This is a genomic window from Streptomyces sp. NPDC001270, assembly GCF_042896695.1.
In the GTDB taxonomy this organism is placed as follows: domain Bacteria; phylum Actinomycetota; class Actinomycetes; order Streptomycetales; family Streptomycetaceae; genus Streptomyces.
The window spans coordinates 279,677-304,586 of sequence record NZ_JBIAXM010000006.1; the positions used below are offsets into that span (position 1 = coordinate 279,677).

General features: G+C 71.0%; 26 protein-coding genes and 1 pseudogene. 9 read left to right on the forward strand and 18 right to left on the reverse strand.

The window, feature by feature from the left end; genetic code table 11:
* Positions 1 to 5 precede the first annotated feature (5 nt).
* Complete coding sequence (locus tag ACFY2B_RS13125) at positions 6 to 812, forward strand: AraC family transcriptional regulator (protein WP_390763207.1); 807 nt, start codon at positions 6 to 8, stop codon at positions 810 to 812.
* A 92-nt stretch (positions 813 to 904) separates the two neighbouring features.
* On the opposite strand, the gene ACFY2B_RS13130 is transcribed toward ACFY2B_RS13125, so the two are convergent.
* Together ACFY2B_RS13130 and mshA are read right to left on the reverse strand one after the other, a co-directional pair.
* On the reverse strand, positions 905 to 1,417 hold the full coding sequence (locus tag ACFY2B_RS13130; RefSeq protein ID WP_390763208.1) for a YbjN domain-containing protein: 513 nt from the start codon (positions 1,415 to 1,417) through the stop codon (positions 905 to 907).
* A complete protein-coding gene (gene mshA, locus ACFY2B_RS13135; protein ID WP_390763209.1) occupies positions 1,410 to 2,747 on the reverse strand; it encodes a D-inositol-3-phosphate glycosyltransferase in 1,338 nt (445 codons plus the stop codon). The genes ACFY2B_RS13130 and mshA overlap by 8 nt, the downstream gene beginning before the upstream one ends.
* Before the next feature lie 356 nt (positions 2,748 to 3,103).
* On the opposite strand from mshA, the gene ACFY2B_RS13140 reads away from it, so the two are divergent.
* The 3 genes from ACFY2B_RS13140 (at position 3,104) to ACFY2B_RS13150 (ending at position 7,077) form a co-directional block, all read left to right on the forward strand.
* Positions 3,104 to 3,952, forward strand: a complete 849-nt coding sequence (locus ACFY2B_RS13140; RefSeq protein ID WP_390763210.1) for a class I SAM-dependent methyltransferase — start codon at positions 3,104 to 3,106, stop codon at positions 3,950 to 3,952.
* Positions 3,953 to 4,151: 199 nt separating this feature from the next.
* Positions 4,152 to 5,237: an NlpC/P60 family protein gene (locus ACFY2B_RS13145; RefSeq protein ID WP_390763211.1), complete on the forward strand. Its 1,086-nt coding sequence runs from the start codon at positions 4,152 to 4,154 to the stop codon at positions 5,235 to 5,237.
* 514 nt (positions 5,238 to 5,751) lie between these two features.
* Positions 5,752 to 7,077, forward strand: a complete 1,326-nt coding sequence (locus ACFY2B_RS13150) for a PP2C family protein-serine/threonine phosphatase (RefSeq protein WP_390763212.1) — start codon at positions 5,752 to 5,754, stop codon at positions 7,075 to 7,077.
* Between the two features lie 424 nt (positions 7,078 to 7,501).
* Here the strand turns inward: ACFY2B_RS13150 and ACFY2B_RS13155 are convergent, their stop codons facing one another.
* From ACFY2B_RS13155 to ACFY2B_RS13170, 4 genes are all read right to left on the reverse strand, one after another.
* Positions 7,502 to 7,852, reverse strand: coding sequence for a DUF2516 family protein (locus ACFY2B_RS13155; RefSeq protein WP_390763213.1), 351 nt, complete (start codon positions 7,850 to 7,852; stop codon positions 7,502 to 7,504).
* A 99-nt stretch (positions 7,853 to 7,951) separates the two neighbouring features.
* A complete protein-coding gene (locus ACFY2B_RS13160; protein WP_390763214.1) occupies positions 7,952 to 8,815 on the reverse strand; it encodes a hypothetical protein in 864 nt (287 codons plus the stop codon).
* A gap of 78 nt (positions 8,816 to 8,893) precedes the next feature.
* On the reverse strand, positions 8,894 to 9,412 hold the full coding sequence (locus ACFY2B_RS13165) for a helix-turn-helix domain-containing protein (RefSeq protein ID WP_390763215.1): 519 nt from the start codon (positions 9,410 to 9,412) through the stop codon (positions 8,894 to 8,896).
* 84 nt (positions 9,413 to 9,496) lie between these two features.
* Positions 9,497 to 10,366, reverse strand: coding sequence for a putative RNA methyltransferase (locus tag ACFY2B_RS13170; RefSeq protein ID WP_390763216.1), 870 nt, complete (start codon positions 10,364 to 10,366; stop codon positions 9,497 to 9,499).
* A gap of 420 nt (positions 10,367 to 10,786) precedes the next feature.
* Between ACFY2B_RS13170 and ACFY2B_RS13175 the strand changes: the two genes are divergently transcribed.
* Positions 10,787 to 11,308, forward strand: coding sequence for an ATP-binding protein (locus ACFY2B_RS13175; RefSeq protein ID WP_390763217.1), 522 nt, complete (start codon positions 10,787 to 10,789; stop codon positions 11,306 to 11,308).
* 160 nt (positions 11,309 to 11,468) lie between these two features.
* Here ACFY2B_RS13175 and ACFY2B_RS13180 read toward each other — a convergent pair whose 3' ends face one another.
* Positions 11,469 to 12,503, reverse strand: a complete 1,035-nt coding sequence (locus tag ACFY2B_RS13180; protein ID WP_390763218.1) for a class I SAM-dependent methyltransferase — start codon at positions 12,501 to 12,503, stop codon at positions 11,469 to 11,471.
* Positions 12,504 to 13,007: 504 nt separating this feature from the next.
* On the reverse strand, positions 13,008 to 13,538 hold the full coding sequence (locus ACFY2B_RS13185; RefSeq protein WP_390763219.1) for a hypothetical protein: 531 nt from the start codon (positions 13,536 to 13,538) through the stop codon (positions 13,008 to 13,010).
* 368 nt (positions 13,539 to 13,906) lie between these two features.
* On the opposite strand from ACFY2B_RS13185, the gene ACFY2B_RS13190 reads away from it, so the two are divergent.
* Positions 13,907 to 14,776, forward strand: a complete 870-nt coding sequence (locus ACFY2B_RS13190; protein ID WP_390763220.1) for a nitroreductase/quinone reductase family protein — start codon at positions 13,907 to 13,909, stop codon at positions 14,774 to 14,776.
* A 48-nt stretch (positions 14,777 to 14,824) separates the two neighbouring features.
* Here the strand turns inward: ACFY2B_RS13190 and ACFY2B_RS13195 are convergent, their stop codons facing one another.
* The 4 genes and pseudogenes from ACFY2B_RS13195 to ACFY2B_RS13210 form a co-directional block, all read right to left on the reverse strand.
* Positions 14,825 to 15,043, reverse strand: a complete 219-nt coding sequence (locus tag ACFY2B_RS13195; protein ID WP_390763221.1) for a hypothetical protein — start codon at positions 15,041 to 15,043, stop codon at positions 14,825 to 14,827.
* Positions 15,044 to 15,134: 91 nt separating this feature from the next.
* Positions 15,135 to 15,947, reverse strand: a pseudogene (locus ACFY2B_RS13200) (phosphotransferase family protein); the annotation flags it as partial.
* Between the two features lie 237 nt (positions 15,948 to 16,184).
* Positions 16,185 to 17,009, reverse strand: a complete 825-nt coding sequence (locus tag ACFY2B_RS13205) for an HAD family hydrolase (RefSeq protein WP_390763222.1) — start codon at positions 17,007 to 17,009, stop codon at positions 16,185 to 16,187.
* The gene (locus ACFY2B_RS13210) at positions 16,958 to 17,836 is read right to left on the reverse strand and encodes a GntR family transcriptional regulator (RefSeq protein WP_390763223.1); all 879 of its coding nucleotides are present in this window, start codon (positions 17,834 to 17,836) and stop codon (positions 16,958 to 16,960) included. Before ACFY2B_RS13210 ends, ACFY2B_RS13205 begins: the two co-directional genes overlap by 52 nt.
* Positions 17,837 to 17,984: 148 nt before the next feature.
* Here ACFY2B_RS13210 and ACFY2B_RS13215 point away from each other — a divergent pair, with 148 nt between their 5' ends.
* The gene (locus tag ACFY2B_RS13215) at positions 17,985 to 18,173 is read left to right on the forward strand and encodes a hypothetical protein (RefSeq protein ID WP_390763224.1); all 189 of its coding nucleotides are present in this window, start codon (positions 17,985 to 17,987) and stop codon (positions 18,171 to 18,173) included.
* Here ACFY2B_RS13215 and ACFY2B_RS13220 read toward each other — a convergent pair.
* The 3 genes from ACFY2B_RS13220 to ACFY2B_RS13230 form a co-directional block, all read right to left on the reverse strand.
* Positions 18,168 to 19,076, reverse strand: a complete 909-nt coding sequence (locus tag ACFY2B_RS13220; RefSeq protein WP_390763225.1) for a winged helix-turn-helix domain-containing protein — start codon at positions 19,074 to 19,076, stop codon at positions 18,168 to 18,170. The two genes, ACFY2B_RS13215 and ACFY2B_RS13220, sit on opposite strands and share 6 nt — an antisense overlap.
* Positions 19,077 to 19,492: 416 nt before the next feature.
* Complete coding sequence (locus tag ACFY2B_RS13225) at positions 19,493 to 20,728, reverse strand: GNAT family N-acetyltransferase (protein ID WP_390763226.1); 1,236 nt, start codon at positions 20,726 to 20,728, stop codon at positions 19,493 to 19,495.
* A 128-nt stretch (positions 20,729 to 20,856) separates the two neighbouring features.
* Entirely contained in the window at positions 20,857 to 21,474 is a 618-nt protein-coding gene (locus ACFY2B_RS13230; protein WP_390763227.1) for an aerial mycelium formation protein, read from the reverse strand.
* A 181-nt stretch (positions 21,475 to 21,655) separates the two neighbouring features.
* Here ACFY2B_RS13230 and dtd point away from each other — a divergent pair, with 181 nt between their 5' ends.
* On the forward strand, positions 21,656 to 22,081 hold the full coding sequence (dtd, locus tag ACFY2B_RS13235; protein WP_390763228.1) for a D-aminoacyl-tRNA deacylase: 426 nt from the start codon (positions 21,656 to 21,658) through the stop codon (positions 22,079 to 22,081).
* 191 nt (positions 22,082 to 22,272) lie between these two features.
* Here dtd and ACFY2B_RS13240 read toward each other — a convergent pair whose 3' ends face one another.
* Together ACFY2B_RS13240 and ACFY2B_RS13245 are read right to left on the reverse strand one after the other, a co-directional pair.
* Positions 22,273 to 23,238: a YgfZ/GcvT domain-containing protein gene (locus ACFY2B_RS13240; RefSeq protein WP_390763229.1), complete on the reverse strand. Its 966-nt coding sequence runs from the start codon at positions 23,236 to 23,238 to the stop codon at positions 22,273 to 22,275.
* A gap of 10 nt (positions 23,239 to 23,248) precedes the next feature.
* Entirely contained in the window at positions 23,249 to 23,686 is a 438-nt protein-coding gene (locus ACFY2B_RS13245; RefSeq protein WP_376533535.1) for a Fur family transcriptional regulator, read from the reverse strand.
* Between the two features lie 155 nt (positions 23,687 to 23,841).
* Between ACFY2B_RS13245 and ACFY2B_RS13250 the strand changes: the two genes are divergently transcribed.
* On the forward strand, positions 23,842 to 24,192 hold the full coding sequence (locus tag ACFY2B_RS13250) for a DUF6247 family protein (protein ID WP_390763230.1): 351 nt from the start codon (positions 23,842 to 23,844) through the stop codon (positions 24,190 to 24,192).
* 43 nt (positions 24,193 to 24,235) lie between these two features.
* On the opposite strand, the gene ACFY2B_RS13255 is transcribed toward ACFY2B_RS13250, so the two are convergent.
* Entirely contained in the window at positions 24,236 to 24,811 is a 576-nt protein-coding gene (locus ACFY2B_RS13255; RefSeq protein WP_376533533.1) for an FABP family protein, read from the reverse strand.
* Positions 24,812 to 24,910: the final 99 nt, after the last annotated feature.

Here is a 24,910-nt window from a genome sequence, read left to right on the forward strand (position 1 = left end):
TTTGCATGGCCGCGCGCGAGGAGGTCCCGGACATCTCCGCCTGGCGCCCGCGGGTCCCGGGCGTCGTGGAGGTCTTCCACGCCCGTTTCACCGAGTACGCGTATCCGATGCACGTCCACCAGGCGTGGACGCTGCTGATCGTCGACGACGGGGCGGTCCGCTACGACCTGGACCGGCACGAGCACGGCACCCCGCACGACACGGTCTCGCTGCTGCCGCCGCACGTCCCGCACAACGGCTCCCCCGCCACCCCGCACGGCTTCCGCAAGCGCGTCCTCTACCTCGACGCCTCCCGGCTCGGCGACGATCTGATCGGCCCCGCGGTCGACGGCCCCGATCTGCGCGATCCGCTGCTGCGGCGGCGCGTCGGACAGGTGCACGGCGCGCTCGCGCACCCGGGCGACGAGTTGGAGGCGGAGAGCAGGCTGACGTTCGTCGAGGAACGGCTGCGGACGCATCTCAGGCCCCGGGCCGGGGCCGCGCCGGCCCGGCGCGATCCCGCGCTGGCCCGGTCCCTGCGGGAACTGCTCGACGAACGGATCGCGCACGGCATCGGCCTCGACGAAGCGGCACGGCTGCTGTACGCCCATCCCGCCCATCTGGTGCGGGCGTTCAGCGCCGCCTACGGCATCGCGCCGCACCAGTACCTGATGTCCCGCCGCGTCGAGCGCGCCCGCCGCCTGCTGCTGGACGGGCGGGCGGCGGGCGACGTGGCGGCGGCGACCGGCTTCTACGACCAGGCCCATCTCACCCGGCACTTCAAGCGGCTGGTCGGCGTGACCCCGGGGCGCTACCGGCTGAGCGCGCGCTGAGCGTCGTACGGAAGGGCTTCATGGAGGTGAATGACGTTCATGAAGGCGTTGACGGGGTGCTGGAGCCCCCGGGCGGGGCGAGGGCGGTGAGGTCAGTCCGTCGGGCGCTGGGTCAGATGGGTGAACGCGTCCAGGTTCCGGGTCGATTCGCCGCGCGACACCCGCCAGGCGTACTCCTTGCGGATCGCCGAGGCGAAACCGAGTTCCAGGAGGGTGTTGAAACCGCCGTCCGCGGCCTCCAGGACCTGGCCGAGCAGACGGTCCGTCTCCTCGGCGGTGACGGAGGGCAGCGGCAGCCGGGCGGTGACGTAGATGTCGCCGAGCGGGTCGACGGCGTAACTCACGCCGTACAGCTTGAGGTTGCGCTCCAGGAGCCAGCGGTGGACGGCCGCCTCGTTCTCGTCGGGGTGGCGGATCACGAACGCGTTGAGCGAGAGGGAGTGGCGGCCCACGATCAGGGAAACCGTCGTCGAGAGCTTGCGGGTCCCGGGCAACCGGACCACGTAACCGCCGGGCTCCGGGCTCTCCCACTCCAGGCCCGCGTCCTTGAGCGCACCCTCGATGACCTGCGCCGCGTGCTGCTGCCGCTGTGAAGCCTCACCCATGGGGGGAGCGTACGCGACGGCGGTGGGCCTGGGTCGCGGCCGTGTACACGTCGGCGGTGGCGGCGGCGGCCGTGTCCCAGCCGAAGGACTGCGCGTGCCGGGCCGCGGCCGCGCCCATCCGGGCCGACAGCTCCGGGTTCTCGGCGAAGCGGCGCAGCACGCGCGCGTAGTCGGCCGGGTCGTGGCCGGAGACCAGGAAGCCGGTCTCGCCGTCGCGCACCGCCACCGGGAGCCCGCCGACCGCGGCCGCGAGCACGGGCGTACCGGCCGCCTGCGCCTCTATCGCCACCAGGCCGAAGGACTCGCTGTAGGACGGCATGACCAGCACGGAGGCGGCCCGGAACCAGTCCGCCAGCCGGTCCTGACCCACCGGCGGGCGGAACCGTACGACATCGGCGACACCGAGCCGCGCGGCCAGCTTCTGCAACCCCTCGGGCTTGGCGAGGCCGCTGCCGCTGGGGCCGCCGACCACCGGTACGACGATCCGCGAGCGCAGCCGGGGACACTCGTCGAGCAGGACGGCCACCGCGCGCAGCAGCACGTCGGGCGCCTTCAGCGGCTGTATGCGGCCCGCGAACAGCGGGACCAGGGCGTCCTGCGGCAGGCCCAGCCGGGCGCGGGCGGCGGCCCGGCCGTCGGCCGGCAGGAAACGCTCCAGGTTCACGCCCGGATGGACCACCGCGACCTTCGCCGGATCGGCGGTGTAGTGCCGCACCAGTTCGCCCGCCTCCTCGGCGGTGTTGGCGATCAGCCGGTCGGCGGCGGCCACGATCTGGGTCTCGCCGATGACGCGGGCGGCGGGTTCGGGGGTGTCGCCCGCGGCCAGGCTGGCGTTCTTGACCTTGGCCATGGTGTGCATGGCGTGCACGAGGGGCACGCCCCAGCGCTGGGCGGCCAGCCAGCCGACCTGGCCGGAGAGCCAGTAGTGCGAGTGGACCAGGTCGTAGAACCCGGGCCGGTGGCCCGCCCACGCCTGCATCACCCCGTGCGTGAAGGCGCACAGCTGGGCCGGCAGGTCCTCCTTGGCCAGCCCCTCGTAGGGGCCCGCGTCGATGTGCCGGACGAGCACGCCCGGGGCGAACTGGACCGTCGGCGGCAGGCCGCCCGCGGTGGCCCGGGTGAATATCTCGACCTCGATGTTGATCGCGGCGAGGCGCTGGGCCAGCTCCACGATGTAGACGTTCATGCCGCCCGCGTCGCCGGTGCCCGGCTGGTGGAGCGGGGAGGTGTGCACGGAGAGCATGGCGACCCGACGGGGCCTGCGGTGCAGCCTCAGGAGCGGGGACGCGGCCGGTGAGCGCCGCCCGAGCCTGCCGACGTACTGGCTCACGTGGCGATCCTCCTCGTGGCGGGCATGCGCATCGGAGGGCCCGGTCCGCCCTCCAAGCGAGTCCAACAGCCGAGGGGGCGGCTCCATTTCCCGATCATGCCGCTTTACCGAATCATTACCGATGATCGCTCAACCGTTCGATAGCGGAGTGCGTGGGGCGCGGGGCGGCACGAAGGTGCACCGGGCCCGCCCGCATGAGGCGACACCGAGATGCACCGGGCCCGCCCGCATGAGGCGACACCGAGATGCACCGGGCCCGCCCGCATGAGGCGGCACGGAGATGCACCGGCCCCGCCCGCACGCGGGGCTCCACCAGCGTGCCGGGGGCCCGCGCCGGCGCGCATACCCTCGTACGCATGACGACCCGCGCAGCCACCCTCCCCCACTCTCGGCTTCGCCCGGGCGGGGGCACCCCCATCGTGGGAACGGTGACGCGCGGGACCACCAACCCCAACCGGCTGCGCCGCATGGACCGCTGGATCGCCGCCACGCACGGCGCCGAACTGCGGCGCGCGGCCGACCCGGTGGCCGTCGACCTCGGCTACGGGGCCGCGCCCTGGACCGCCGTCGAACTGCTCGGCCGGCTGCGCACCGTCGCGCCCGGCGCGCACGTGGTCGGCGTCGAGATCGAACCGGCCCGGGTCGCCGCGGCCAAGCCGTACGAGCGGGACGGGCTGCGGTTCCGGCACGGCGGCTTCGAGGTCCCCGTGCCCCGGCGCCCGCACCTCATCCGCGCCGCCAACGTGCTGCGCCAGTACGACGAGGCCGAGGTCGCCGAGGTCTGGACGCGGCTGTGCGCACGGCTCGCCCCGGCGGACGGCGGCTCCCGCGGCGGGCTGCTCGTCGAGGGCACCTGCGACGAGATCGGGCGCCGCCACGTGTGGGTGGCGCTCGGTCCCGAGGGCCCGCGGACGGTCACCTTCGCGACCCGGCTCGGCTCCCTGCACCGCCCGTCCGACCTCGCCGAACGCCTCCCGAAGGCGCTCATCCACCGCAATGTGCCCGGCGAACCGGTGCACGCCTTCCTGCGCGACTTCGACCGCGCCTGGGCCGCCGCCGCGCCCTACGCCTCCTACGGCGCCCGGCAGCGCTGGATCCGAGCGGTACGGGACCTGACGGCCGACTGGCCGGTGACGGACTCGGCGGCGCGCTGGCGGCAGGGGGAAGTGACGGTGGCGTGGCGGGCGTTGGCGCCGCGACGCTGAGCGTCGCTCCGTCCCGTCCGTCGGCCACGAGGAACGATCTACGCGAGTCGTTCGTCACAAAGATGGGGAGATCGTTGCGACCGGGTGGGAAAGAGGGGGAGGGCCCGCCAAGTACCACCTCTGTCGCTTTACGCCACACCATGGCACGATCCCCCGAGCGCACACGTTACTGACGGTGAATCAGTTTGGGGGACGGGGTATGAGAACAGGCAAGCGCGGCCTGGTCACAGCGGCAGTGACCGTCGTCTGCGCGGTGACCGTGCTGGCAGCGCCCGGGACGGCGTTCGCGAGCCCCGCGCCGACGCCACCCACCACGACACCCCCTCCGACATCCCCTGCCCCGCCGCCCGGCAAGGACCTGGAAGCCGTCCGCAAGGAACTCGACAAGCTCTACCACGACGCGGCCGTCGCCACCGACGCCTACAACGCGGCGGAGGAGAAGGCGAAGCAGCAGTCCGCCGAGATCGTCGAGTTGGCCCGGAAGATCGTCCAGGGGCAGCGCGAACTGGACGACTTGAAGAACCGCGCGGGCGCCGCGGCCCGCGAGCAGTACCGCACCGGAGGGCTGCCGCCCGCGGCCCAACTGATGCTGAGCGACGACCCGGGGCAGTTCCTGACCGGCGCGGGACAGGTGCTCCAGGGCCAGCGCGCGACCAAGAACCTGATGGGTGAAATGACCCGCACCCAGCAGGACTTGGAGCAGTACGCGCGCGACGCGTCCGCCCAGTGGCAGAAGTTGGAGGACGGCCGCAAGGCGAAGGCCGCCGCGCAGAAGAAGATCAAGCAGCGGATCGCGGCCGCCGAGAAGCTGGAGTCACAGCTGGCGAAGAAGGAGAAGGAGCGGCTGGCCAAGCTGGAGCAGGAGGCGGCGTACAAGGCGCAGACCGCCTGGCTCGACTCCGGGATCCTCAAGGAGACCGGCGGCAAGGCGTCCACCAAGGGCAAGGAGGCCGTCGCGTTCGCCACGGCCCAGATCGGCAAGCCGTACGTGTGGGGCGCGGAGGGCCCGGACACGTTCGACTGCTCGGGCCTGACCTCCCAGGCGTGGGCGACGGCCGGCCGGCCCATCCCGCGCACCTCGCAGGAGCAGTGGAAACAGCTCAAGCACGTGGACGCCGAGGACATGCGCCCCGGCGACCTGATCATCTACTTCGACGACGCAAGCCACGTCGGGATATACGCGGGCGACGGCGCGATCATCCACGCCCCCCGCCCCGGCCGAACGGTGACGATCGCGGGGGCGGGCTCGATGCCGATCCTCGGCGTGGTGCGGCCGGACGCGTGAGCGTGAGCGTGACCGCAAGCGTGAGTACGAGTGCGAACGTAAACACGAGCATGTGTGCAAGTGCGAGTGCGAGTGCGAACGTAAACACGAGCATGTGTGCGAGTGCGAGTGCGAGTGCGAGTGCGACGGGGAACGCGTGTGTGAGCACTGGGACATCCCGAATACCTGACTGCACCAATCGGGATATTACGCACCTCATTTCACAAGTCACTCCGAAGAACCATAGGAAGTGACACACGACATGAAACAGGTCATGGCACAGGTCACGTGATTCAGGGCACGCCCGGCTCGGCCAAACTCCGATGGGACGTGAGTTTCGTCATTCCGGCCGTTCCGGCCGTACCGCCGTTGATCCCAACTGCGGTACGGCAAGCGGCATATGACAGTGGCCTGAGGCGAAGCGACGTGGCTCACACCATTCCGTTGTGGCGGCCGGTACCGCTATGGTCCCCGTCGGGTGGGTCGAGGTCCCTCGCCCCGCGATGCCCTCGGGGGGAGGGAAGGAACCCACACGATGCCCGTACCCGTACCGCGGCAGCGAGCCATACCGGCCGTGGAGAGTGGTCAGGCGCAGGCCGCGCCGGCAGTCGGCGGCCACCTCACGGAAGAAGCCAAACAAACGGAAGCGGCCACTCCGAAGGAAACCGGCACCCAGGCCACGGCCGGCCCCTCTCTCACCCTGCTGCTGATCGAGGACGATCCGGTCGGCTCACCGATCGTGCCCGAACTGCTGGACCCGGCGGGCAAGCCGATCCGCGTCCGCACCGCCCGCAACCTCACCGAGGCCGGACGGCTGCTCACCGACGACGTCCAGTGCATCCTGCTGGACCTCGCGCTTCCGGCCCCCGGCCGGTCCAGCGACGGCGACGACGAGCTGGCCGTGCTCAAGCACGTCCTCGAACTGGCCCCCCGGCACGCCGTCCTCGCGCTGACCGCGTCCGGCGACGCCGAGCGCGGCGCCGAAGCGGTGCGCGTGGGCGCGCAGGACTACCTCTTCCGGGACGAACTGGACGGGCGTCTGCTGAGCCGGGCCATCCGGTACGCGGTGGAGCGCAAGCGCTCCGAGTCGGCCGAGCGGCGGCTGGCCGAGGGCCGCGTACGCGCCCAGGAGAACCGCCGTCTGGAGCGCGGCCTGCTGCCGACGCCCCTGCTGGAGGGTTCGTCGCTGCGTTTCGCCGCCCGTTACCGGCCCGGTCGCTCGCGCGCGCTGCTCGGCGGTGACTTCTACGACACCGTGCGCACGCCCGACGGCACCGTGCACGCCATGATCGGCGACGTCTGCGGGCACGGCCCCGACGAGGCCGCGCTCGGCGTGGAGCTGCGGATCGCGTGGCGGGCGCTGACGCTGGCGGGCCTGTGCGGCGACGAGCTGCTCGGCACGCTCCAGGAGGTGCTGGAGCACGAACGCGCGGACGAGGAGATCTTCGCGACCCTCTGCACGGTGGACATCTCCCCCGACGGCCACTGGGCGGGCCTGTGCCTGGCCGGTCACCCGGCCCCGCTGCTCGCCCGCCCGGACTGCCCGGCCCAGCTGCTCCCGTACGACGAGAACGGCCCGGCGCTCGGGCTGCTCCCCGGGGCCCGCTGGCCGCGGATGCAGGTGGAGCTGGGCACCGAGTGGAGCCTGATGCTCTACACCGACGGCCTGATCGAGGGCCGTGTCGGCCAGGGCGGGGAGCGTCTGGGCGAGGACGGGATGGTGAAGATGGTCCGCCGCCAGTTCGACGAGGGGCTGCGCGGCGAGGGACTGCTGCGGGCCGCGGTCCACGAGGTCCGCAAACTCAACGGAGGGGAACTGACGGACGACGTCGCGGTGGTCCTGCTGGACCGGGTTCCGTAAGCGCGATCTGCCTGGGCGTCGCCGGACGCCCACGGGATCAGCTTCCCGTCACCCGCGAAACCCTCGCGGTCCTCCGGCCCTCTGGCCGCCTGCCCTCGGCGCTCCACCAGCTACGGCAACCCCTCGCCGCCTCGGCCCTCAGTGCTCCGCACCCGCGCCCCCCCGGCGGCTCCCGGCCGCCTGCGGCTCTCCGTCGGCCGCGAGAAGCCCGCATCCCGCGCCGCCGTACCAAGCCCGGCCGCCGCGCCCCGCGCGCCCCAGCGGCACGGCAGAACCCACCGGCCCGGACACAGCCCAACGACGCCGCCCGACCCACCGGCCCTGTCCGGCTCACCGGCCTTGACCGGCCTGCCGACCTTGGCTGACCGGCCCAGCGACCTTGACCGGCCCAGCAGCCTGGTCCGGCCCAGCGGCCTCGTCCGGCTCAGCGGCCGCCGTTGTACGGCCCGTACGGCCCGTCGCTGCTGCTTCCGCCGCGGCGGCGGCCCCAGCCGCCGCCTCCGCCCGAGACCTGCTTGAGCGCGGGACGCACGTCCACGATGTAAACGATGCTCGCGACCACGCCCACGATCGGCAGGATCGAGAGGATCGAGAACAGATAACTCACCACCAGCGCGATGGCCAGGATGATCAGCCAGAACACCTTGTTCTGCTTGTCGGCCGCGCGGAAGGCGTCCTCGCGGCGGAACGCCGCATCGAACAGCCCGAACGCGGCGAGGGCCATCAGGACGATCTTCAGCAGTCCCAGCAACCCCGCGAAGCCCAGCATCAGCATGTCGCCACCGCCCGTCCTCTCCCGTCTGCTACGCGGCAACCGTACCCGTACAACGGGCCGGACACCCCAAGGGTGCCCGGCCCGAGCGGGGAACGCCCCTTACTTGGCCGGGGGCGTCGACTTCTTGACGGCAGTCTTACGGGCGGCCGGTGCCTTCTTCGGCGCCGCGGGCTTCTTGGCCGGGGCGGGCACGGTCCGGGCCTCGTTCGGCTTCGGCTCCGTCCTGACCAGCTTCGGCTCGGTCCCGACCGGCTTCGGCTCCGTCCCGACCGGCTTCGGCTCCGTCCCGACCGGCTTCGGCTCCGTCCTGACCGACTTCGGCTCGGTCCGCAGCGGCTTCGGCTCGGTGCGCACCGGCTTCGGCTCCGTCCTGACCGGCTTCGGCTGCGCCTTGACCACGACCGGCTGCGCCTTCGGCTCGACGGCGACGGCCAGGTCCTCGATCTCCTCGGCGGCCTCGCCGCGCCAGGTCCGCACGGCCTGCTCACCGTGCTCGGCGACCTTCTCGTAGGTCTCCCGGGCCTTGACGGCGTACTCGGCGGCGACACCGACACCGCGCAGGGCCAGGTCCTGGGCGGACTCACCGAGCTTCTTCAGGTCGGAGTCGATCGTGCTGCCGAGCTTCTTCAGGTCGCCGTCGAGGGCGTCGAAGAAGTCGTTGACCTTGGTCTGGAAGCTCTCCTGTGCCTCCTTGGCCTTGGTCTGGAAGCTCTCCTGTGCCTCCTTGGCCTTGGTCTGCAGGGTCTCCTGCGCCTCCTTGGCCCGCGCGGCGGCCCTCTCCTGCACGGCCTTCGGGTCGGTGTTGCGCACGGCGTCGAAACGGGCCGGAGCCTCCGCGCGCAGCTGGTCCACCAGACCGGGCACCTTCTTGGCCTGCTGAAGGGCCAGGTCAGCGGTTCCGGCGGCGAAGTAGAGCGGGGTCGGGTCACTGAGGGTCTTGCGCAGATCGTCGGTGATGGCCATGGTGAGGGTTCTCCCGGATTCACATTCGGCTGAGTGTTGTGTTGTCCCGCGGCGGGGCGGCCGGTGCCCTGGTCCGGCTCAACCGGCCGTCCGCCGCGGGTCGGCGTCACTGCCGTCGTCCGTACGGGGGTCACGCACGGCCTTGTCGTCCTGCTCGTGCCGTCCGTCGCGCCCGGCGGCGTCCGCCCGCGCGTCCACCGCACCCTGACCTGCGTCCTCGCCGTCATCGGCTCCGCCGCCGTCGCCCCGGAATCCGTTCTCCTTGCGGAAGGACTCGTAGATCTGCAGCAGCACCTGCTTCTGCCGTTCGTCGAGGGTGGGATCGGCGAGGATGACGGCCCGCGTCTCGACCTCGTCCCGGTCCCGTTCGGCGTCGAGGATTCCGGCGCGGACGTACAGCGTCTCCGCGGAGATCCGCAGGGCCTTGGCGACCTGCTGCAACACCTCCGCGCTCGGCTTGCGCAGCCCGCGCTCGATCTGACTCAGGTACGGATTGGACACGCCGGCGGCATCGGCGAGCTGCCTGAGCGAGAGCCGCGCGTTACGGCGCTGCTCGCGCAGGTACTCACCGAGATTGCCGACGTTGAGCGATGCCATGCCTCCACCTTGCCCCACCCCCGCTAACAATTGCAAGCACCCGCTTGCAAAAGTGTGTCAGCCGGCGTGTCCGCCCGCTCGTGGTCACCGAGGCCGGTAGGAGGTGGCCAGCACGGAGACGGTGACCTGGTCGGGCAGGGAGCCGTGACCGCTCAGGTCCGCCTGGGTCAGGTGGCGGGCGCTCGGTGTCATCCCCACCAGGTCGATGGCTTCTTGCCTGTTCAGGGGCGCGGTGTAGGCGACGCGCCGGGTACCGGCGGCCTCGAAGTAGGGGTCCAGCGCCTGGTGCAGGCGCTGTTCCTTGTCCGGGTCGACCGTGACCATCGCGGGAACCCGGCCCCGCAGCTCGGCCAGGTGCCGCTCGACGGGGCGCACCACGATCAACCGGCCGGTCGGACGGAGCACTCGGTGGAACTCGGCCGGGTTGCGCGGGGCGAACACGTCCAGCAGGACGTCGACTCCCCGGTCGACCAGGGGAAAGGAGCGGAAGACGTCCCAGCTCGCCGCGGCGGCTCGCGGATGGGCTCGGGCCGCCAGGCGCAGGGCGCGCGCCGACGTGTCCAGCCCCAGGCCGCGGGCGCCGGGCAGTTGATCGAGTACGCCGGCCAGGTAGTGGCCGGTGCCGCACCCGATGTCCACGACCGTCGTCCCTCGAACCCAACCTCGATCTCGACCAGGTATGGCATCGGCTGTCAGGCGGATCAGGGCCTGGCGGACGGGGGTGTACCTGCCGGTGGACAGGAAGCGGTTGCGGGCCTGCACCATGGCCGCGTCGTCGCCGCTGGTGGCGCGGATGCCCGTCAGAAGGCTGACGTAGCCCTGACGTGCGATGTCGAAGGTGTGGCCCGCCGGGCAGCGCAGTGAGCCACGGCCGGGTCGGAGACGGGCGCGGCACACCGGGCAGCACAGCAGGTCGAGAAACGGTGCGAGGGCAGGGGGAAGCAACACGGGCACGAGGCACTCCTGGCAACGGTGAGGGAAGAGACCGTGCCCGTACGCGCTCGCGGATGCCGCCGTCCCCAGAAGAAGCGGCCCGGCATCGCGCCGCCTCGGTGCGGGCGGCGCAAGGAAGACGGATCACGTAGCAGGCACACCGAGGAGGGCGACGCCCTACGGCATCGCCCTCAACGCCTCGTGATCACAGAGCCTGGATGTGCTGGGTCCACATGCCTCCACCTTACGAGCCTTGCCGAACGCCCCTCGCCTCGCCTCGGCGGTGGAGAGACACGGCCGAGCGACGGGGGATCACGCCGGACTGCGCGCCGTCGACGACCGGTGGGCACGTGGGATTCGAGTCCCGGCCGGACGCCGAAGCCGTACCGGATTTCCGCCGCGCCCGTCCCGACGGCCCGCACAGCGGTAGCGTCGGGTCCCATGATCGTATGGCTCAACGGCACGCACGGAGCGGGCAAGACCACGACCAGTCCGCTCGTGCAGCAGCTGATCCCGGACTCCCGGGTGTTCGACGCCGAGAAGGTCGGCGAGACGCTCATGGACATCAAGCCGGGGTTGCCCTGGACGGGCAACTTCCAGGACTGGCCGCCGTGGCGGCCACTCGTGGTCGAGACCGCCCGGCACATCCTCGACTACACCGGCGGCACTCTGGTGGTGCCCATGACCGTCCTGGTCGAGCAGTACTGGCGCGAGATCAGCGCGGGCCTGGCCGACCACGCCATCCCGGTCCGGCACTTCGTCCTCCACGCCGACCAGGACACCCTGCGCGGGCGCATCGACGGGGACACCGTTATCGGCCCCTCCGCGTTCCGTCACCAATACCTTGAGCCCTACGCCGAGGCGGCCCGCACATGGCTGCACGACGAGGCCGAGGTCGTCGACACCACGCACCTCACACCCGCCCAGGCCGCCCAGCAGATCGCGGAGGCCGTGAAGGGCTGACCGAGGTCCACCCGCGCACGCGAAGCGGGCGCGGGCCGCAGACCGCAGACCGCAGACCGCAGACCGCAGACCGCAGCGGAGAACGGCTGAGCGCGTGCGCGGGTGGCTTGGCGGCCCGGATGCCGCCCACGCGTTCCGCCGGGCGCCGGGGCGTCCGGGCCTAACGCCGGACGTCGTAGACGCGGTTGGTGAGGGTCTCGACGGCGAGCCTCCAGCTGTGCAGGCCGGCCTCGGCGGCGATCGCCGCGAGAGCGGCCTGACCAGGATGGTTACCGAGCGCGTGCGGGCCGTTCTGCGCCATGGCCGCCGGCAGGCAGAGCACGGCCGAGGTGGAGGCGAAGGAGCGGCCGATCGGGTTGATGTTCTCCCCGGGCTCGGCCGACGCGTTCGGCTCGACGACCAGGCAGCCTCCGTCATCCGCGAGGGCCTTCTCCGCGCGCCGGAGTGCCGCGCCGGGATCCCCGAGATCATGGAGGCAGTCGAAGAACGTGACGAGGTCGTAGCCGCCACCGGGAAAGTCGTGCGCGGCGGCGACCTCGAACGTCACACGATCACCGACACCCGCCTCCTCGGCCAGCTTCCGGGCCGCTTCGACGGAGGGCCCGTGGAAATCGAAGCCATGGAAGCGGGACTGCGGAAACGCCTTGGCCATGAGCACCGTCGAGTGGCCGAAGCCGCACCCCACGTCGGCGACCGAAGCGCCTCGCCGCAACTTGGTCTCGACGCCTTCCATGGCGGGCAGCCACTCCGGGACGAGAACTGCCTCATATCCGGGCTTGAAGAATGCGGCAACGCCCTCCGCCAGTTCCGGTCCGTAATCCTGCCAGCTCACTCCGGCACCGCTCCGGTAAGCGCCCGCCAGCGCCTCTTCGGCGCCGTAGAGGGCCCCCAGCATGGTGAAGCCGCCACCGACGTACGTCGGCAGAGAGGAATCGGCCAGTACGGCCGCGTGCTCGTCCGGCAGGAGGTACGTGTTCGTCTCGGGGTCGTGGAGTACGTAGGCACCCGCGACCTGCGCGGCCAGCCATTCCCGGACGTACCGCTCGACGAGTCCCGTCTTCTCGGCCAGTTCGTCCGAGGTGAGCGCCCCGGCCCCGGACATCGCCTCGTACAGGCCGAGACGGACGCCCAGAGACGTCGAAACTCCCGCGAAGGCAGCCGCATTGTCAGCGACCACTCGCTCAAGGAATTCCATCACGCGATTCTCATCCGACATGTGCTCAATCTTTCACCTATGAATTCTCCTGCCACGGATTGCCAGGAGACGAAATGACTGACAGACCAGCCCCTCAGTCCGTGGTCCACGATCGGTAGTCAGCGGCTCGTAGTCAGCGGCCCTTAGTCGGCGGGCCGTAGTCCACGTCCGTAGTCGATCGTCCGCAGAGTGACGCGCCCGGAATACGAAAGTCGGGATGCCTGGAATCGCGCTCCTGCCCTTTCCGCGGTCTCCGCCATGGAGCCTTCCGCGTGGGACACCGCGCAGCAGCCGACCTTGCTGAGGTCAGGTGGTGATGAGGCAGAACCTCTCATCTTTGCAACGAGTGGGAGTCCCCTCCAGGTTCACACGGCCCGCCAGGTCACGCCCACCGCACCCGACCACGAGCGCCACGGTGGGGACTTTCGGGGACTTCTCCCAGCGGCCGGACGCACCCGGCGGGAAGGAGCCGGTGACGGACGGAAACCAGGTGACTACGGGTGATCACGTCACGGCCCCAGGTCCCACCGTGCTCAGCCACTCCCGCAGGACGGCGAAGTCCGCGTCCGTGATCCCGTACCGGTGCTCCACACGGTGCAGGAGAGCCGGTACGGGGTGCCGGGTGGCGACCCAGGCCCGGTCGGCCTCGGTGATCTCGTCGTCGACCCAGACGAAGGGACGGCCGGCCGCCCAGTCGAACAGGGGCCGGGTCTTCCAGTGCAGCAGGGCGGACGGCTCGTCCTCGTCCGGCCACTCGACGACCGGCAGCGGGGGCAGCCCGAGCCACGGCGAGACGACGGTGTTCGCGTCGTCCATCCACGTGGTGGCCCACACCAGCGCACAGCCGAGGGACACCAGCCGGGGGCCAAGACCGGGATCGATACGGGTCAGGAGCGGGTGGCCGGCGGCGGGCCCCGGCGGGGCGGCGACCGCGGCGGCGGGCCCCGGGGCGGCGGGCGGCGGCACGTACTCGGGATACGGGTCGGCCGAACCGAAGGGGAGCAGTGTCCCGTCGATGTCGAGGAAGAGAAGCATCGCTTTCAGGATCGGCCATGGAGCCGGGTGCCGCCTCGGAGCCGGCGGTGCGCGACGGAGCCGACGGTGCGCCGCGGAGCCGGCGGCCCGTCCGGACTGGCAGTGCGTCCGGACGAACGGTGCGTCCGGACGGTCGGTGCGTCCGGACGGTCGGGAAAGGCGGTGGCATCGAACGGTACGGGCACGGTAGCGTCCCGGGCATGACTGCCGGGTCGGCCATGGGCCGTGAGCGAGTTGGGTGCCCGGCCTCTGAGTGAGGCCGCAGGTCCCTCTGGCCGACGGGGCTCGGGGGAGGGCGAGGGGCCCGCCCGCTTCTTTCTCTGCAACCACAGTGTTCGATCGCGGAGAAGGAAGAGAGAGAAAACGACGTGCCCCTGGACTTCAACCAACAGATCATCGATGAGTTCCGTGCCCGCCACGGTCGCCTGAGCGGCCCTTTCGAAGGCGCCCGGCTGCTCCTGCTGACCACCACGGGCGCCCGTACCGGCGCCCGCCACACCACTCCCGTCGGCTACCTCCCGGACGGCGACGGCCGGGTCCTGGTCATCGCCTCGGCGGGCGGCTCGCCACGCCATCCGGACTGGTACCGCAACCTCCTCGCGCACCCCCGGGTGACCGTCGAGAGCGGTGTGTTCACGTACGAGGCGGAGGCGGTCGTCCTCCGGGACGCGGAGCGCGACGAGGCGTTCGCGCGGGCGGTGGAGGCGGACCAGGGCTGGGCGGCGTACCAGGCGAAGACGGACCGGGTGATTCCGGTCGTCGCGCTGCACGAGATCGCCACGGCGGGCCCGCCCGAGGTGAACGCCGCCTCGCCCGGCGAGGCGATCCGGCTGATCCACGACGTCTTCCGGCGTGAACTCGCCCTGATCCGGGCGGAACTCGACGACGGGAACGGGTCCGCGCTGGGCGCGCAGCTGCGGATCAACTGTCTGACTCTCTGCCAGGGCCTGCACAACCACCACCAGGGCGAGGACAGCGCCCTGTTCCCGCACGTCGCCGCCCGGCATCCGGGATTCGCGGCGGCGTGGGAGCGGCTGGGCCGCGAGCACGAGCGGATCGCCGAGACGGTGGAGGCGTTGCGCCGGGCGCTCTCGACCTCGGACCCCGCCACCGCACGGACCGAGGTGATACGGCTGACGGAGGAACTGGAAGCCCACCTGTCCTACGAGGAGGAGCAGTTGCTCCCCCTCCTCGACGCCCCGGCCGACGGCACCTCACAACGCCACTCGGACTCATAACGCCGCTTCGGCCCACAACACCGCTCCGGTCCACCACACCGCTCCGGCTCAAAGCGACGCCTCCGGGGCCAGGGTCCCGTACCCCTGGCACCAGCGCATGAGCGCCGCCGCGATCCGCAGCGTTCCCGGGACCGAGACCAGGCCCAACGGCACGGCGGCGTCCGCCAGGATCCTGCGCAGGCGCAGTGCCGCAGGCACGAGGCGCCGCCAGTCGGCGTCCGGGCCGGTGTCCAGGGACAGCGCCGTACGGATCACGTCGGTGAACACGGACTGGGCCCTCTTGTAGTCGACGAGGAGGCCCAGGTCGTGCCGCCAGCCGTTCGAGCTGCCGGGCCGGGTAGCGCATCAGGTGCAGATGGGTGGCCAGGTCGTAGAGCGGATCCCCGACCATCGCCAGTTCCCAGTCGATCGTCCACAGCCGCTGTTCGGCGTCGACGATGAAATTCTCCCGATGCAGATCGGCATGGAGCAGACAGAAAGGGCGCGGGCGCAGCCCGGACACGTGCTTCCTGAGGTACTGGAACGATTCCGCTGTCACCCCCAGATCCCCGAAAAGACGCTCGAACCGCTCCAGATTGCGCCGGTACACGGACTGTTCGGTGAAGTGGACGAGCCGCTCCAGAAAGCCGTCGGTGTCTCCGTCCTCCGGCCGGTCGGCCGGTCTGCACCGGCGCTCGGCCGTGACGTTCTCCGGAGCCGTGCCGACCAACTGCCGGAACAGGGTGACGATCTGCCGGAAGAAGACATCGGGAACGCGGGTGCCGGAGGTGCAGACGGCCCCGAGGGTCCGTCCTTCGATGAACCGCTGGAGGCCCACACCGCTGACCTCGATGATGTCCGGAACACCGGTGATCCGGCCGTCCAGGGCCGTCAGCAGTTGTTCCTCCGAGACGAAGCAGCGCCGGTCGAACCAGAGAAGACCGGCACGCGGCTCCCGGCACTTCCACCGCCCCGACCGCTCGCTCCCCTGTGCACCGGGCAGCGGAAAAACATAGGTTTCGTGGTGATATCCGTGGAGCGGGCCCTCGACCACGCTCTCGTCACCGCTCGCCTCGGCCGCATGCAGCCGGGCAGGGGAAGCTGAATCGGGTGACATTGCCTGTTTCTCTCGCCCAGGACCCTTCCGCAGGGTACAGAAGTGGGAGCACGCTACTCCCCCGCCGGCAAGCATCGTGGCAGACGCCGTCCCGTCGTCGACTCGGATCCCACTGGACGGCTACGGAACGCACGCTTGTGCCACGGCGTCTCCACCCGCGCCCCATTCGGCCCCGCGGCCCGCGGCGCGGCCTGCCCGTTTCGGCCCCGCGGCCTGCGGTGCGGCCTGCCCGCTTCAGCCCCTCGGCCCGCGGCGCGGTCCGCCCGGGCCGGTCACCGTCGCGGTCGTCGTGGCCGTCGTACCGCCGACGGCTCAGGTCTGCGCGCGGACCAGGTCCAGGACCGTCGACAGCGAGTCCACGACGGCCGTGGCACCGGCGGCGCGCAGCAGCTTCTCCTTGCGGTAGTTACGCGCGTAACCCAGGAACGGGACTCCGGCGCGGTTCGCGGCGAACAGGTCCGTGGGGGTGTCGCCGATCATCAGGGACGACGACGGCGCCGCGCCCATCGCGTTCAGGGCGCGGTTGAGGCAGTGCGGGTCCGGCTTCAGGTGCTGGAGGTCCTGGGTACGGCCGTAGATGTGCGGGGTGAAGCAGGAGGCGAGGCCGCGGCCGTGCAGGTACTCGCGCACCACCCGGGGGGAGTTGTTGGTGGCGACGGCGAGCCGGGAGCCGACGGCCGTCCAGGTGCGGATCAGCGGGTCGGCGTACGCGGTGGGCATCGCCGTGGCCGTGGCCCGCAGTTCCTCCTGGGTCAGCCGCTCCTCCAGTTCGGCGACCAGGTCGCTGCCGGGGTGCCTGCGGTCCACGGCGCGCAGCACGACCTGCGGGTCCGGGGACTGCCGTTCGGGCTCCGTGAGCAGGCCGCGCAGTCCCCGCCCGGCCAGCCACTCCACGACGTCCACCGCCACGTGCTCCGCCGTGTGCCCCGCGAACAGACGGCAGATCGGTCCGTCGAAGTCCCAGAGCACGACGCGGGCGCGCGCGATCAGCGCCCGGAGCGTCTCGGTCTCGTCCCGGGTGTCGCCCGGGTGGTCGTTTTCGGTCTCGGCTGTCACCGGTTCAGTCTGCGCCGTATCAGAAGTCACTAAGAGAGTGTCAGGTCCGATGTGATGGTTTCCCAGAGTGCGTCGAACCACTTCTGCGATTGCTCCACGAACGCGGCGTCCCGCTGCCCGGCCCGCTTCTCGAAGGAGAAGAGGAGGGACTGGGAGCCCAGGGTGTCGTACATCTCCAGGGTGCCGCCGTCCGTGGACTCCTCGCGGCGGGTGACCATGTAGTAACCGATCAGCGCCTCCGCCCCGTTGAGCAGGTACAGCTTCACCGGCGGCGTGAACGGCAACGCCCGGAACGTGACGCGCACGTCGACGTCGTGCGTGGCGCGCAGCGCCTGGAGGTTGTACTTCAGCACCTGGCCCTGGGCGTTACGCATCGCCAGCCAGCGCTCGTGGACCGGGTCGTCCGCGCCGCGGCCCTCGACCGGGACCGGGAAGGCGAGGTTGATGTCCCGGGACGGCAGCAGGATGCGCACGTCGAGGGTCTCCGGGCGGATGCGGCCCTCGTGGATCTGGCGCAGCGGGTCGCTCATCGCCAGCATCAGGGTCTCGGCGGTGAGGCAGACCGCGTCCACGCGGACCCGGGGTGCCGAGAACGCCTCCGCCAGCCGGGGGCTCAGGCCGACCATGGTCGGCTGGGGCTCGTCGACCGCGGGCGCCGGTTCGGCGATGCGCGGCGGGCTGCCCTTACTGACGCCGGTGAGCAGGCCGTCCTCCTGGAGCACGCGCAGCGCCTGGCGCACGGTGCCGCGTTCCACGCCGAACTCCTCGGCCAGTTCGGCCTGCGTGGGCAGGCGGTCCCCCGCTCTGAGGTCTCCGGCACGGATCCGCTCCCGCAGGGCGTCGGCGATCTCCTGCGGTGTGAGCCTCTTGCTGCCGTTCACTGCCACGCTCTCCTGGGTCACGACCAAACGCTACAACTTCGATCCATCTAGGGGGAGTTACCGAGAAGTTGTTTATAGATAGTAGCCAAGTGGGGACAACATAAGCATAGTTGGTTGCCAACTTCTCCAAGTTGGCGGATGTTTTGCTTCCTGGCAGCCTGAAGGGGGAATCACCGTGCCTGCCCTCGCCCTCATATCCGCCGTCTTCGTCGTCGGCTTCGAACAGTTCGTGCAGTGGAAGTACGGGGTCGTCGGCCTGGTCGGCCTGCTGCTGCTCACCATAGGGGTCAAGGCCGACAACCCGGCGGTCAGCTCGGCCGGGGCGGTGCTGCTCGCTGTGCTGGTGGCCGGTCCGGCCCTATGACATCAGCTGCAACTCCGAACTGATCGTCTCCCACAGCGCGTTGAACCACAGGTGCGACTGCTCGACGAAGGTCGTGTCGCGCGCCCCGGCCCCCTGCCCGAAGCCGAACAGCACCGAGCGGGTGCCGTCGGAGTCGTACATCTGAAGGTGCTCGTGCTCGATCTCCCGCTCCCGCCGGGAGAGCGTGTAGTAGGCGAACAGCGCCTCGGCGCCGTTGAGCAGGTACAGCTTCACCGGCGGGGTGAACGGCACCGCCCGGAACGAGACATGCACGTCGATGCCGTGCGTGGCGCGCAGCGCCAGCAGGTTGTGCTGGAGCACCTGGCCCTGCGCATTGCGCTGGGCCAGCCAGCGGCGGTGCAGCAGGCCCGCGTCCGACGCCTCCACCGGGGCCGGGAAGGCCAGGTCGATGTCGCGGCTGGGCAGCAGGACCCGGACGTCGACCTTGGCCGGTTTCAGTCGGTCGGCATGGATCTGCCGCAACGGTTCGCCGATCGCCAGCGTGAGCGAAACCGAGGTGAGGCACAGAGCGTCTATCTCGACATGCGGAGCCGCGAAGGCGGCGGCCACCCGGGACGCGAGGGCCACCATGGTGGGCTGCGGAGGGGCCGCCGGACCGGCCGGGGCCGGAAAGAGGCCCGCGCCGGGGGCGACAGTGGCGGGCGAACCCTTGGAGACGTTGGTGAGCAGATGTTCCGATTGCAGGATGCGCAGCGCCTGGCGCACGGCACCGCGCTCCACGCCGAACTCCTCGGCGAGGCTGGCCTGCGTGGGCATGCGCTCACCGGGGCGGAGCACGCCGGACCTGATCCGGGCGCGCAGTTCGTCGGCCACTTCGTGATGTGACTTCTGTGGCCGCTGTGACCTCTTCCGCCCAGTGGCGGGGGCGTGTTCCGGGTCCACACAGAAACACTACAACTTCCCGCCATCTTTCGGCAGTTCATGGGAAGGTGGTTATTAGCCGCTCCCAAGCGGAGATAAGTACAGTGAAGTTGGTAGCCAACTTAATCAACATGGTCAAACTTCTTGGCGGTTGGCCGACCGGGTTCCCTTCCGGAGGGGAGCCGGGAGCCTGGCCGGTCCGGCTCGACCGTGTGTCGAACCGCCGCCGCCGGAGCACAGCCACAACTGAACATCGACAACCGAACAGCGACAACCGAACAGCGACAACCGAACAGCGACAACCGAACAGCACGGCCGCACAGCCACAACTGAACAAGCTCGCTACGGATGATCCACCAGTTCAGCAGTTCAGCAGTTCAGCAGTTCACGATCCGGCGATCCGGCGGTTCCACACGGCCGGCCGGGAGGAAGGAGCGTCAGAAGACGTCCGGGCACCACGGTCGCCTGGGCGTGTGCAGCAGGGCGTCGGCCACACGGGCGGCGCCCTCTCGTACGTCCTCGACCCGGCCCAGCGCCGCGAGCCGCGTGGCCGACTCGTCCCCGAGCCACAGGGTGGCCAGTTCGGCGATGTCCAGCACGAGTTCCGCGCTCTCGTCGGTCGGTGTGCAGCTCGCGCCCGCCGGCGAGGCGTCCAGCCGGAACCGGCCACCGGCCAGGCCCTGCCGGTCGACGACCTCCAGCACCAGCGTGCCGGTGGTGTCGTACGTCCGCGCCTCCAGCGCCCGTACGACGTCCAGGATCCGCACCCACAGCCAGTCCGCCTGGGTGGTGATCCGGGCGGCGCGGGGGTCCGGCAGCAGGAGCGGGAGCAGGTCGTCCGGCCCGCGCCAGTCGCTCTTGACCTTGACGATCCAGTCGATCGAGCACAGGTAGTGCCACAGCGCGCGCTCGGCCGCCGGGGTCGCGGCGAGCAGCCAGCTCACGTCGGCGGTGTTCTGCGGCTGCTTGGCCTCCCAGGTGTCGTCCGCCCGGTAGGAGACCAGGCCCTCCAGTTCCCCGGAGGCGGAGCGGTAGGCGGCGAAGAACGGCTCGGTCCACTCCTTCCCGAAGCGCACGGCACCGGTGCTCGACTGCCACCACAGGTCGGCGCGGCTGACCGCGCCGGGCTGGCCGCGACGCACCCGGTCGTGCAGTTCCGGGCCCGTCTTGCGGACCTCCGCCCCGTCCACCAGGTCGATCCGGCCGCCGTCCGCCGGGCCCGACCAGCGGGGGTCGAGACCGGCCCGGGGTACGTCGACGGTCCACTCGGTGGCCCAGGTGGCGGGGCCGAAGCCGTAGCGGCCGTAGATCGGGTACTCGGCGGCGATGAGCGTGGCGACGACATCCCCGCGGTCCTTCGCCGCCGCGAGGTCGTGGCTCATCATGCGGGTCAGCAGGCCGCGGCGGCGGTGCGTGGGGGAGACCGTCACGTTGGAGATGCCGTCCGCGGGCAGGACGGCCCCGCCCACCGCGGTGATCTCCTGGGCGAAGGAACGGTACGTCGCCACACAGCGGTCGCCGTCGAAGGCGCCGAGCAGGCGGCCGGGGACGAACTGGGGGCGGCGGACCTCCAGCTGTTCCGGTGTCGGGGTGGGCGGGCGGAGGAAGCCGGTGTTCAGGGCGCGGTGCCAGTCGGGCAGCTCGGACTCGGTGACAGGGCGGACGTCGGTCATGGGCTCACGGTAGGTGCGGAGCGTTGTCATGTCGCGGGAATTTGCCCGCCCGCCTCGCCCGTCCCCCACCTCGGCTGTCCGGCCCCGCCGGTCCGACCGGCGGGCGGCCGGGCCACCGGGACCGTCCGTCACAGCAGGAGGTCGTCCACCTGGGCCTCGCCCTCGCGGTAGCGGCGGGCGATCTCCGCGCTGCAATCGTCCGCCGTGTGCTGGAGGTGGTGGCGGCGGCGGCTGACCTGCCGCTCGCAGCGGACGAGGCGGCACAGCGCCGACTTGAGTTCCTGGTCCGTGCGGGCCTGAAGGTCGGACAGCTCGACCTCGGCGAGCATGTCGGCAGCCGCCCGCCGGTACTCCTCGCCGTGCGGCGTCCCCACCGTGACGTGGCGGGCCGACGAGCGGTGCCGCGCCGGGGCGTCGGTGAGGATCTCCGGCAGCCGGTCGACCACGGAGGCGTCCTCGGCGTCCACCACGGACGCCGTGCCGCGCCGGGCCAGCTCAGCACGGAGGATGTCGATCCGTCCCTGGAGCAGCCGCCGTACGTAACTGAGGTCCGCCTCGTCGCGCTGCGCGTCCCGGCGCAGGGTGCGCAGCTCCGGCAGGCTCTGCCGGATCAGGTCGTCTCCCGGTGGGCCGGCGGGCAGCGTCGGGCTGTCGCAGCGCTGCACGGGCGGCCGGTGCGTCTCCTGCCCGCCCGCGAGGGCGGCCGTGATCGCACCGGACGGCTGTCCGATACTCGATGTGTTCATGTGTCTCTACCCGTGTCCTCGACCGGCGTACGGGAGCATCGTGCCACCCCAAGTGGCAGCTATGCGGCCGAGTGCCCCCGAACAGCCCCAGATGGGGGGGTAAGGAGCAAAAATCGGCCCTCTCGCAGGCCCTTTCGGACCTGCTGCGAACCGGTTCCGGGCACCCGGCATCATGGTCGGCATGCGTGCAGTGGTGCAGAGGGTGGACGGCGCGAGCGTCGCCGTGGACGGGGAGACGGTCGGGGCGATCGACGGCGAGGGGCTGTGCGTCCTGGTCGGGGTCACCCACGAGGACACCAAGGAGAAGGCGGCCCAGCTCGCCCGCAAGCTCTGGACCCTGCGCATGCTCCAGGACGAGCGGTCGTGCAGTGACGTCGATGCCCCGCTGCTGGTCATCAGCCAGTTCACGCTGTACGGCGACGCGCGCAAGGGGCGCCGGCCCACCTGGAACGCCGCCGCGCCCGGCGATGTCGCCGAACCGCTGGTCGACGAGGTGGTCGCCCGGCTGCGCGCCCTGGGCGCGACGGTGGCGACGGGCCGGTTCGGCGCGCAGATGCGGGTGTCGCTGACGAACGACGGCCCGTTCACCGTCCTGCTGGAGGTGTGAACGAGTCGCTGGCGCTCCGCCGAAGTGCCGCCGGGAGTGCCGCGTTCGTCTGCGGCGCCGTCGTGGCTGGTCGCTCCCCCAAGTTCTCGGCTTCGCTCGAACAGGGGGGACCCCCAGTTCCCCGCGCCCCTTGAAAAAGGGGCGCGGCCTAACCGCTGCGGATTTCACATGGGCCTGGGACCGGGGTGGGGCTACGGCTCGACCACGGTCTCCTGGGCCGCCGCCGTGTCCCCGGCCATCAGCCGCGCGTCCGCCGGCACGTTCCGCTTGACCAGGGCGAGGGCGACCGGGCCCAGTTCGTGGTGGCGGGCCGACGTCGTGATGAAGCCGATCTTGCGGCCGTCGGGGTCCTCGTCCGCGAGGCGGATCTCGGTCCCGGGCGGCGGCAGGTGCACCTCGCTGCCGTCGAGGTGCAGGAAGACCAGGCGGCGCGGGGGCTTGCCCAGGTTCTGCACGCGGGCGACGGTTTCCTGGCCGCGGTAGCAGCCCTTCTGGAGGTGGACCGCGGAACCGATCCAGCCCAGTTCGTGCGGGATGGTGCGGTGGTCGGTCTCGAAGCCGAGGCGGGGACGGTGCCGCTCGACCCGCAGCGCCTCGTGGGCGAGGATCCCGGCGGGCGGCCCGGCCTTCTCGGCGTACGCCTCCAGGTCGGCGCGGGGCAGGAAGAGATCACGGCCGTACGCCGTCTCGCGCACGACGACGCCGTCGGGGACCTCGGTGATCGAGCCCGCGGGCAGGTGGACCACGGCGAAGTCGGCGGTCCGGTCGGCGACCTCGACCTGGTAGAAGAACTTCATCGACTCCAGGTACGCGATCAGCGCCTCCTGGGTGCCCGGTTCCACGTGGGCCCAGACGGTGCTGCCGTCGTCCACCAGGTACAGGGCGTGTTCGATGTGGCCGTGCGCGGACAGGACCAGCGCCTCGGTGGCCTCGCCCACCGGCAGCTCGCTGACGTGCTGGGTGAGCAGGAGGTGCAGCCAGCTCAGCCGGTCCGGACCGGAGACGGTCACCACACCGCGGTGCGAGAGGTCGACGAATCCGGTGCCGTCGGCGAGGGCGCGCTGTTCGCGGAACAGGTCGCCGTAGTGGGCGGCGACACCTTCGTCCGCACCCTCGGCGGGGACGGCGCCGGGCAGGGACAGCAAGGGACTCTTCATACGGACAAGCCTACGACTCGGTGGTCGAGCACTTGAGGGAGCAGTCGCGGCAACGGCCGTAGATCGCGAAGTGCTTCATGTCCGTGTCGAAGCCGAAGTTCGCGCGCAGCTTGGCGGTGAACTCGGCGGCGACCGACACGTCCGCCTCGATGACGTTCTGGCAGTCCCGGCACACCAGGTGTATGTGGTGGTGCCGGTCGGCGAGGTGGTAGGTGGGGGCGCCGTGGCCGAGGTGGGCGTGCGAGACGAGGCCCAGTTCCTCCAGCAGTTCCAGCGTGCGGTAGACGGTGGAGATGTTGACTCCGGACGCCGTCTTGCGTACTTCCACCAGGATGTCGTCGGGCGTCGCGTGTTCCAGGGTGTCCACGGCTTCGAGCACGAGTTGCCGCTGCGGCGTCAGCCGGTAGCCACGCTGCCTGAGGTCGCTCTTCCAGTCGGTGCTCACCACAGGTCCAGTCTAGGGCGGCCCGGACCGGTCATGCCCCGGACGACAGGACAACGTCCCCGCGGGGCGCCGGTGAGGACGCCGCGGTACCAGGACGCGCGAACATCCCGATCGGTACTGCCGACCCCAGCACCGGCCTTCGATGCGGAGGAAGTCCCATGACCGCTCAGTATCCGCAATCGCGCCTTGAGCCACTGATCCCGATGCCCGCCCTCACCCCCGAGGCGCTGCGCACCGCGGTGGAGAGGCTGACACCGAGCCGCGTGCCCGCGTTCGTGCAGGACCTCGTCGAGGCGACGACCAACGCCCAGCAGGCCCAGTCCCTCGCCCCCCTGCGTACCTTCGTCCATACCTGGGGTGTCTTCGTCGCCGTCCAGCGCCACCCTTCCCGCGCAGCGCGATTGCGTCACCTGGAGGAGGTGATCAGCGCTGGCGCGGAGGACCCGACGGAAGCCATCGCGGAGATCCGGTCCATCCAGGCCGCGGCGGAGGCGGAGGCAGGTCTGTGACCGCCTGGAAGTGGGACTACAACCCGAGTGAGGAGGACCTGACCTACTTGAAGAAGGCGATGCCGTCGTCCGGCATGTCGTCGGGCAGGGCCTTCGCCCAGCGTTCGACCTCCTCCGGGGTGACGACCTTCTTCAGGTGGGCGGACATGTAGGGGCGCAGCTCGACCTCCGGGGTCTGCTTCTCGCCGACCCACATGAGGTCGCTGTTCACATAGCCGTACAGGCGCTTGCCGCCGGTGTACGGGCGGGCGCCGGCGGACTGGAGGACCGCGTCGGTGGCCAGGTCGATCTGCGGCTTGCGGTCGGCCAGCTCGCCGTACCAGACCTCGACGACGCCGTCGTCGCGGACCAGCGTGACCTTGACCCTGCGGTCGGGGTCGATCCGCCAGAAGCCGGACTCCGACTCCAGCGGGCGGACCTTGTTGCCGTCCTTGTCCAGCACCCAGGTGTGGGAGTGGTACTCCAGGAAGTCCCGGCCGTCGTGGCCGAAGGTGACCTCCTGGCCGAAGTTGCACTTCTCCGAGCCGGGGAAGTCGTGAACGCCCGCCCCGGCCCAGCTGCCGAGCAGGAAGGCCAGGGGGACGAGGTCCTTGTGCAGGTCCGACGGAATCTCGATCATGAGCAGTGGTTCCTGGATCGGTTCTGGTACGAGCTCAGCGCTGGCCCTGGTACAGCTTCTTCACGGCCAGCCCGGCGAAGGCGAGAACGCCGACACAGA

Bases quoted from the DNA above. Each gene is read 5' to 3' on its own strand.
- ACFY2B_RS13125 (WP_390763207.1), top strand. From the start codon at position 6: ATGGCCGCGCGCGAGGAGGTCCCGGACATCTCCGCCTGGCGCCCGCGG.
- ACFY2B_RS13130 (WP_390763208.1), bottom strand. From the start codon at position 1,417: ATGGGTGAGGCTTCACAGCGGCAGCAGCACGCGGCGCAGGTCATCGAG.
- ACFY2B_RS13140 (WP_390763210.1), top strand. From the start codon at position 3,104: ATGACGACCCGCGCAGCCACCCTCCCCCACTCTCGGCTTCGCCCGGGC.
- ACFY2B_RS13145 (WP_390763211.1), top strand. From the start codon at position 4,152: ATGAGAACAGGCAAGCGCGGCCTGGTCACAGCGGCAGTGACCGTCGTC.
- ACFY2B_RS13150 (WP_390763212.1), top strand. From the start codon at position 5,752: ATGCCCGTACCCGTACCGCGGCAGCGAGCCATACCGGCCGTGGAGAGT.
- ACFY2B_RS13155 (WP_390763213.1), bottom strand. From the start codon at position 7,852: ATGCTGATGCTGGGCTTCGCGGGGTTGCTGGGACTGCTGAAGATCGTC.
- ACFY2B_RS13160 (WP_390763214.1), bottom strand. From the start codon at position 8,815: ATGGCCATCACCGACGATCTGCGCAAGACCCTCAGTGACCCGACCCCG.
- ACFY2B_RS13165 (WP_390763215.1), bottom strand. From the start codon at position 9,412: ATGGCATCGCTCAACGTCGGCAATCTCGGTGAGTACCTGCGCGAGCAG.
- ACFY2B_RS13175 (WP_390763217.1), top strand. From the start codon at position 10,787: ATGATCGTATGGCTCAACGGCACGCACGGAGCGGGCAAGACCACGACC.
- ACFY2B_RS13180 (WP_390763218.1), bottom strand. From the start codon at position 12,503: ATGGAATTCCTTGAGCGAGTGGTCGCTGACAATGCGGCTGCCTTCGCG.
- ACFY2B_RS13185 (WP_390763219.1), bottom strand. From the start codon at position 13,538: ATGCTTCTCTTCCTCGACATCGACGGGACACTGCTCCCCTTCGGTTCG.
- ACFY2B_RS13225 (WP_390763226.1), bottom strand. From the start codon at position 20,728: ATGACCGACGTCCGCCCTGTCACCGAGTCCGAGCTGCCCGACTGGCAC.
- ACFY2B_RS13230 (WP_390763227.1), bottom strand. From the start codon at position 21,474: ATGAACACATCGAGTATCGGACAGCCGTCCGGTGCGATCACGGCCGCC.
- dtd (WP_390763228.1), top strand. From the start codon at position 21,656: ATGCGTGCAGTGGTGCAGAGGGTGGACGGCGCGAGCGTCGCCGTGGAC.
- ACFY2B_RS13240 (WP_390763229.1), bottom strand. From the start codon at position 23,238: ATGAAGAGTCCCTTGCTGTCCCTGCCCGGCGCCGTCCCCGCCGAGGGT.
- ACFY2B_RS13250 (WP_390763230.1), top strand. From the start codon at position 23,842: ATGACCGCTCAGTATCCGCAATCGCGCCTTGAGCCACTGATCCCGATG.
- ACFY2B_RS13255 (WP_376533533.1), bottom strand. From the start codon at position 24,811: ATGATCGAGATTCCGTCGGACCTGCACAAGGACCTCGTCCCCCTGGCC.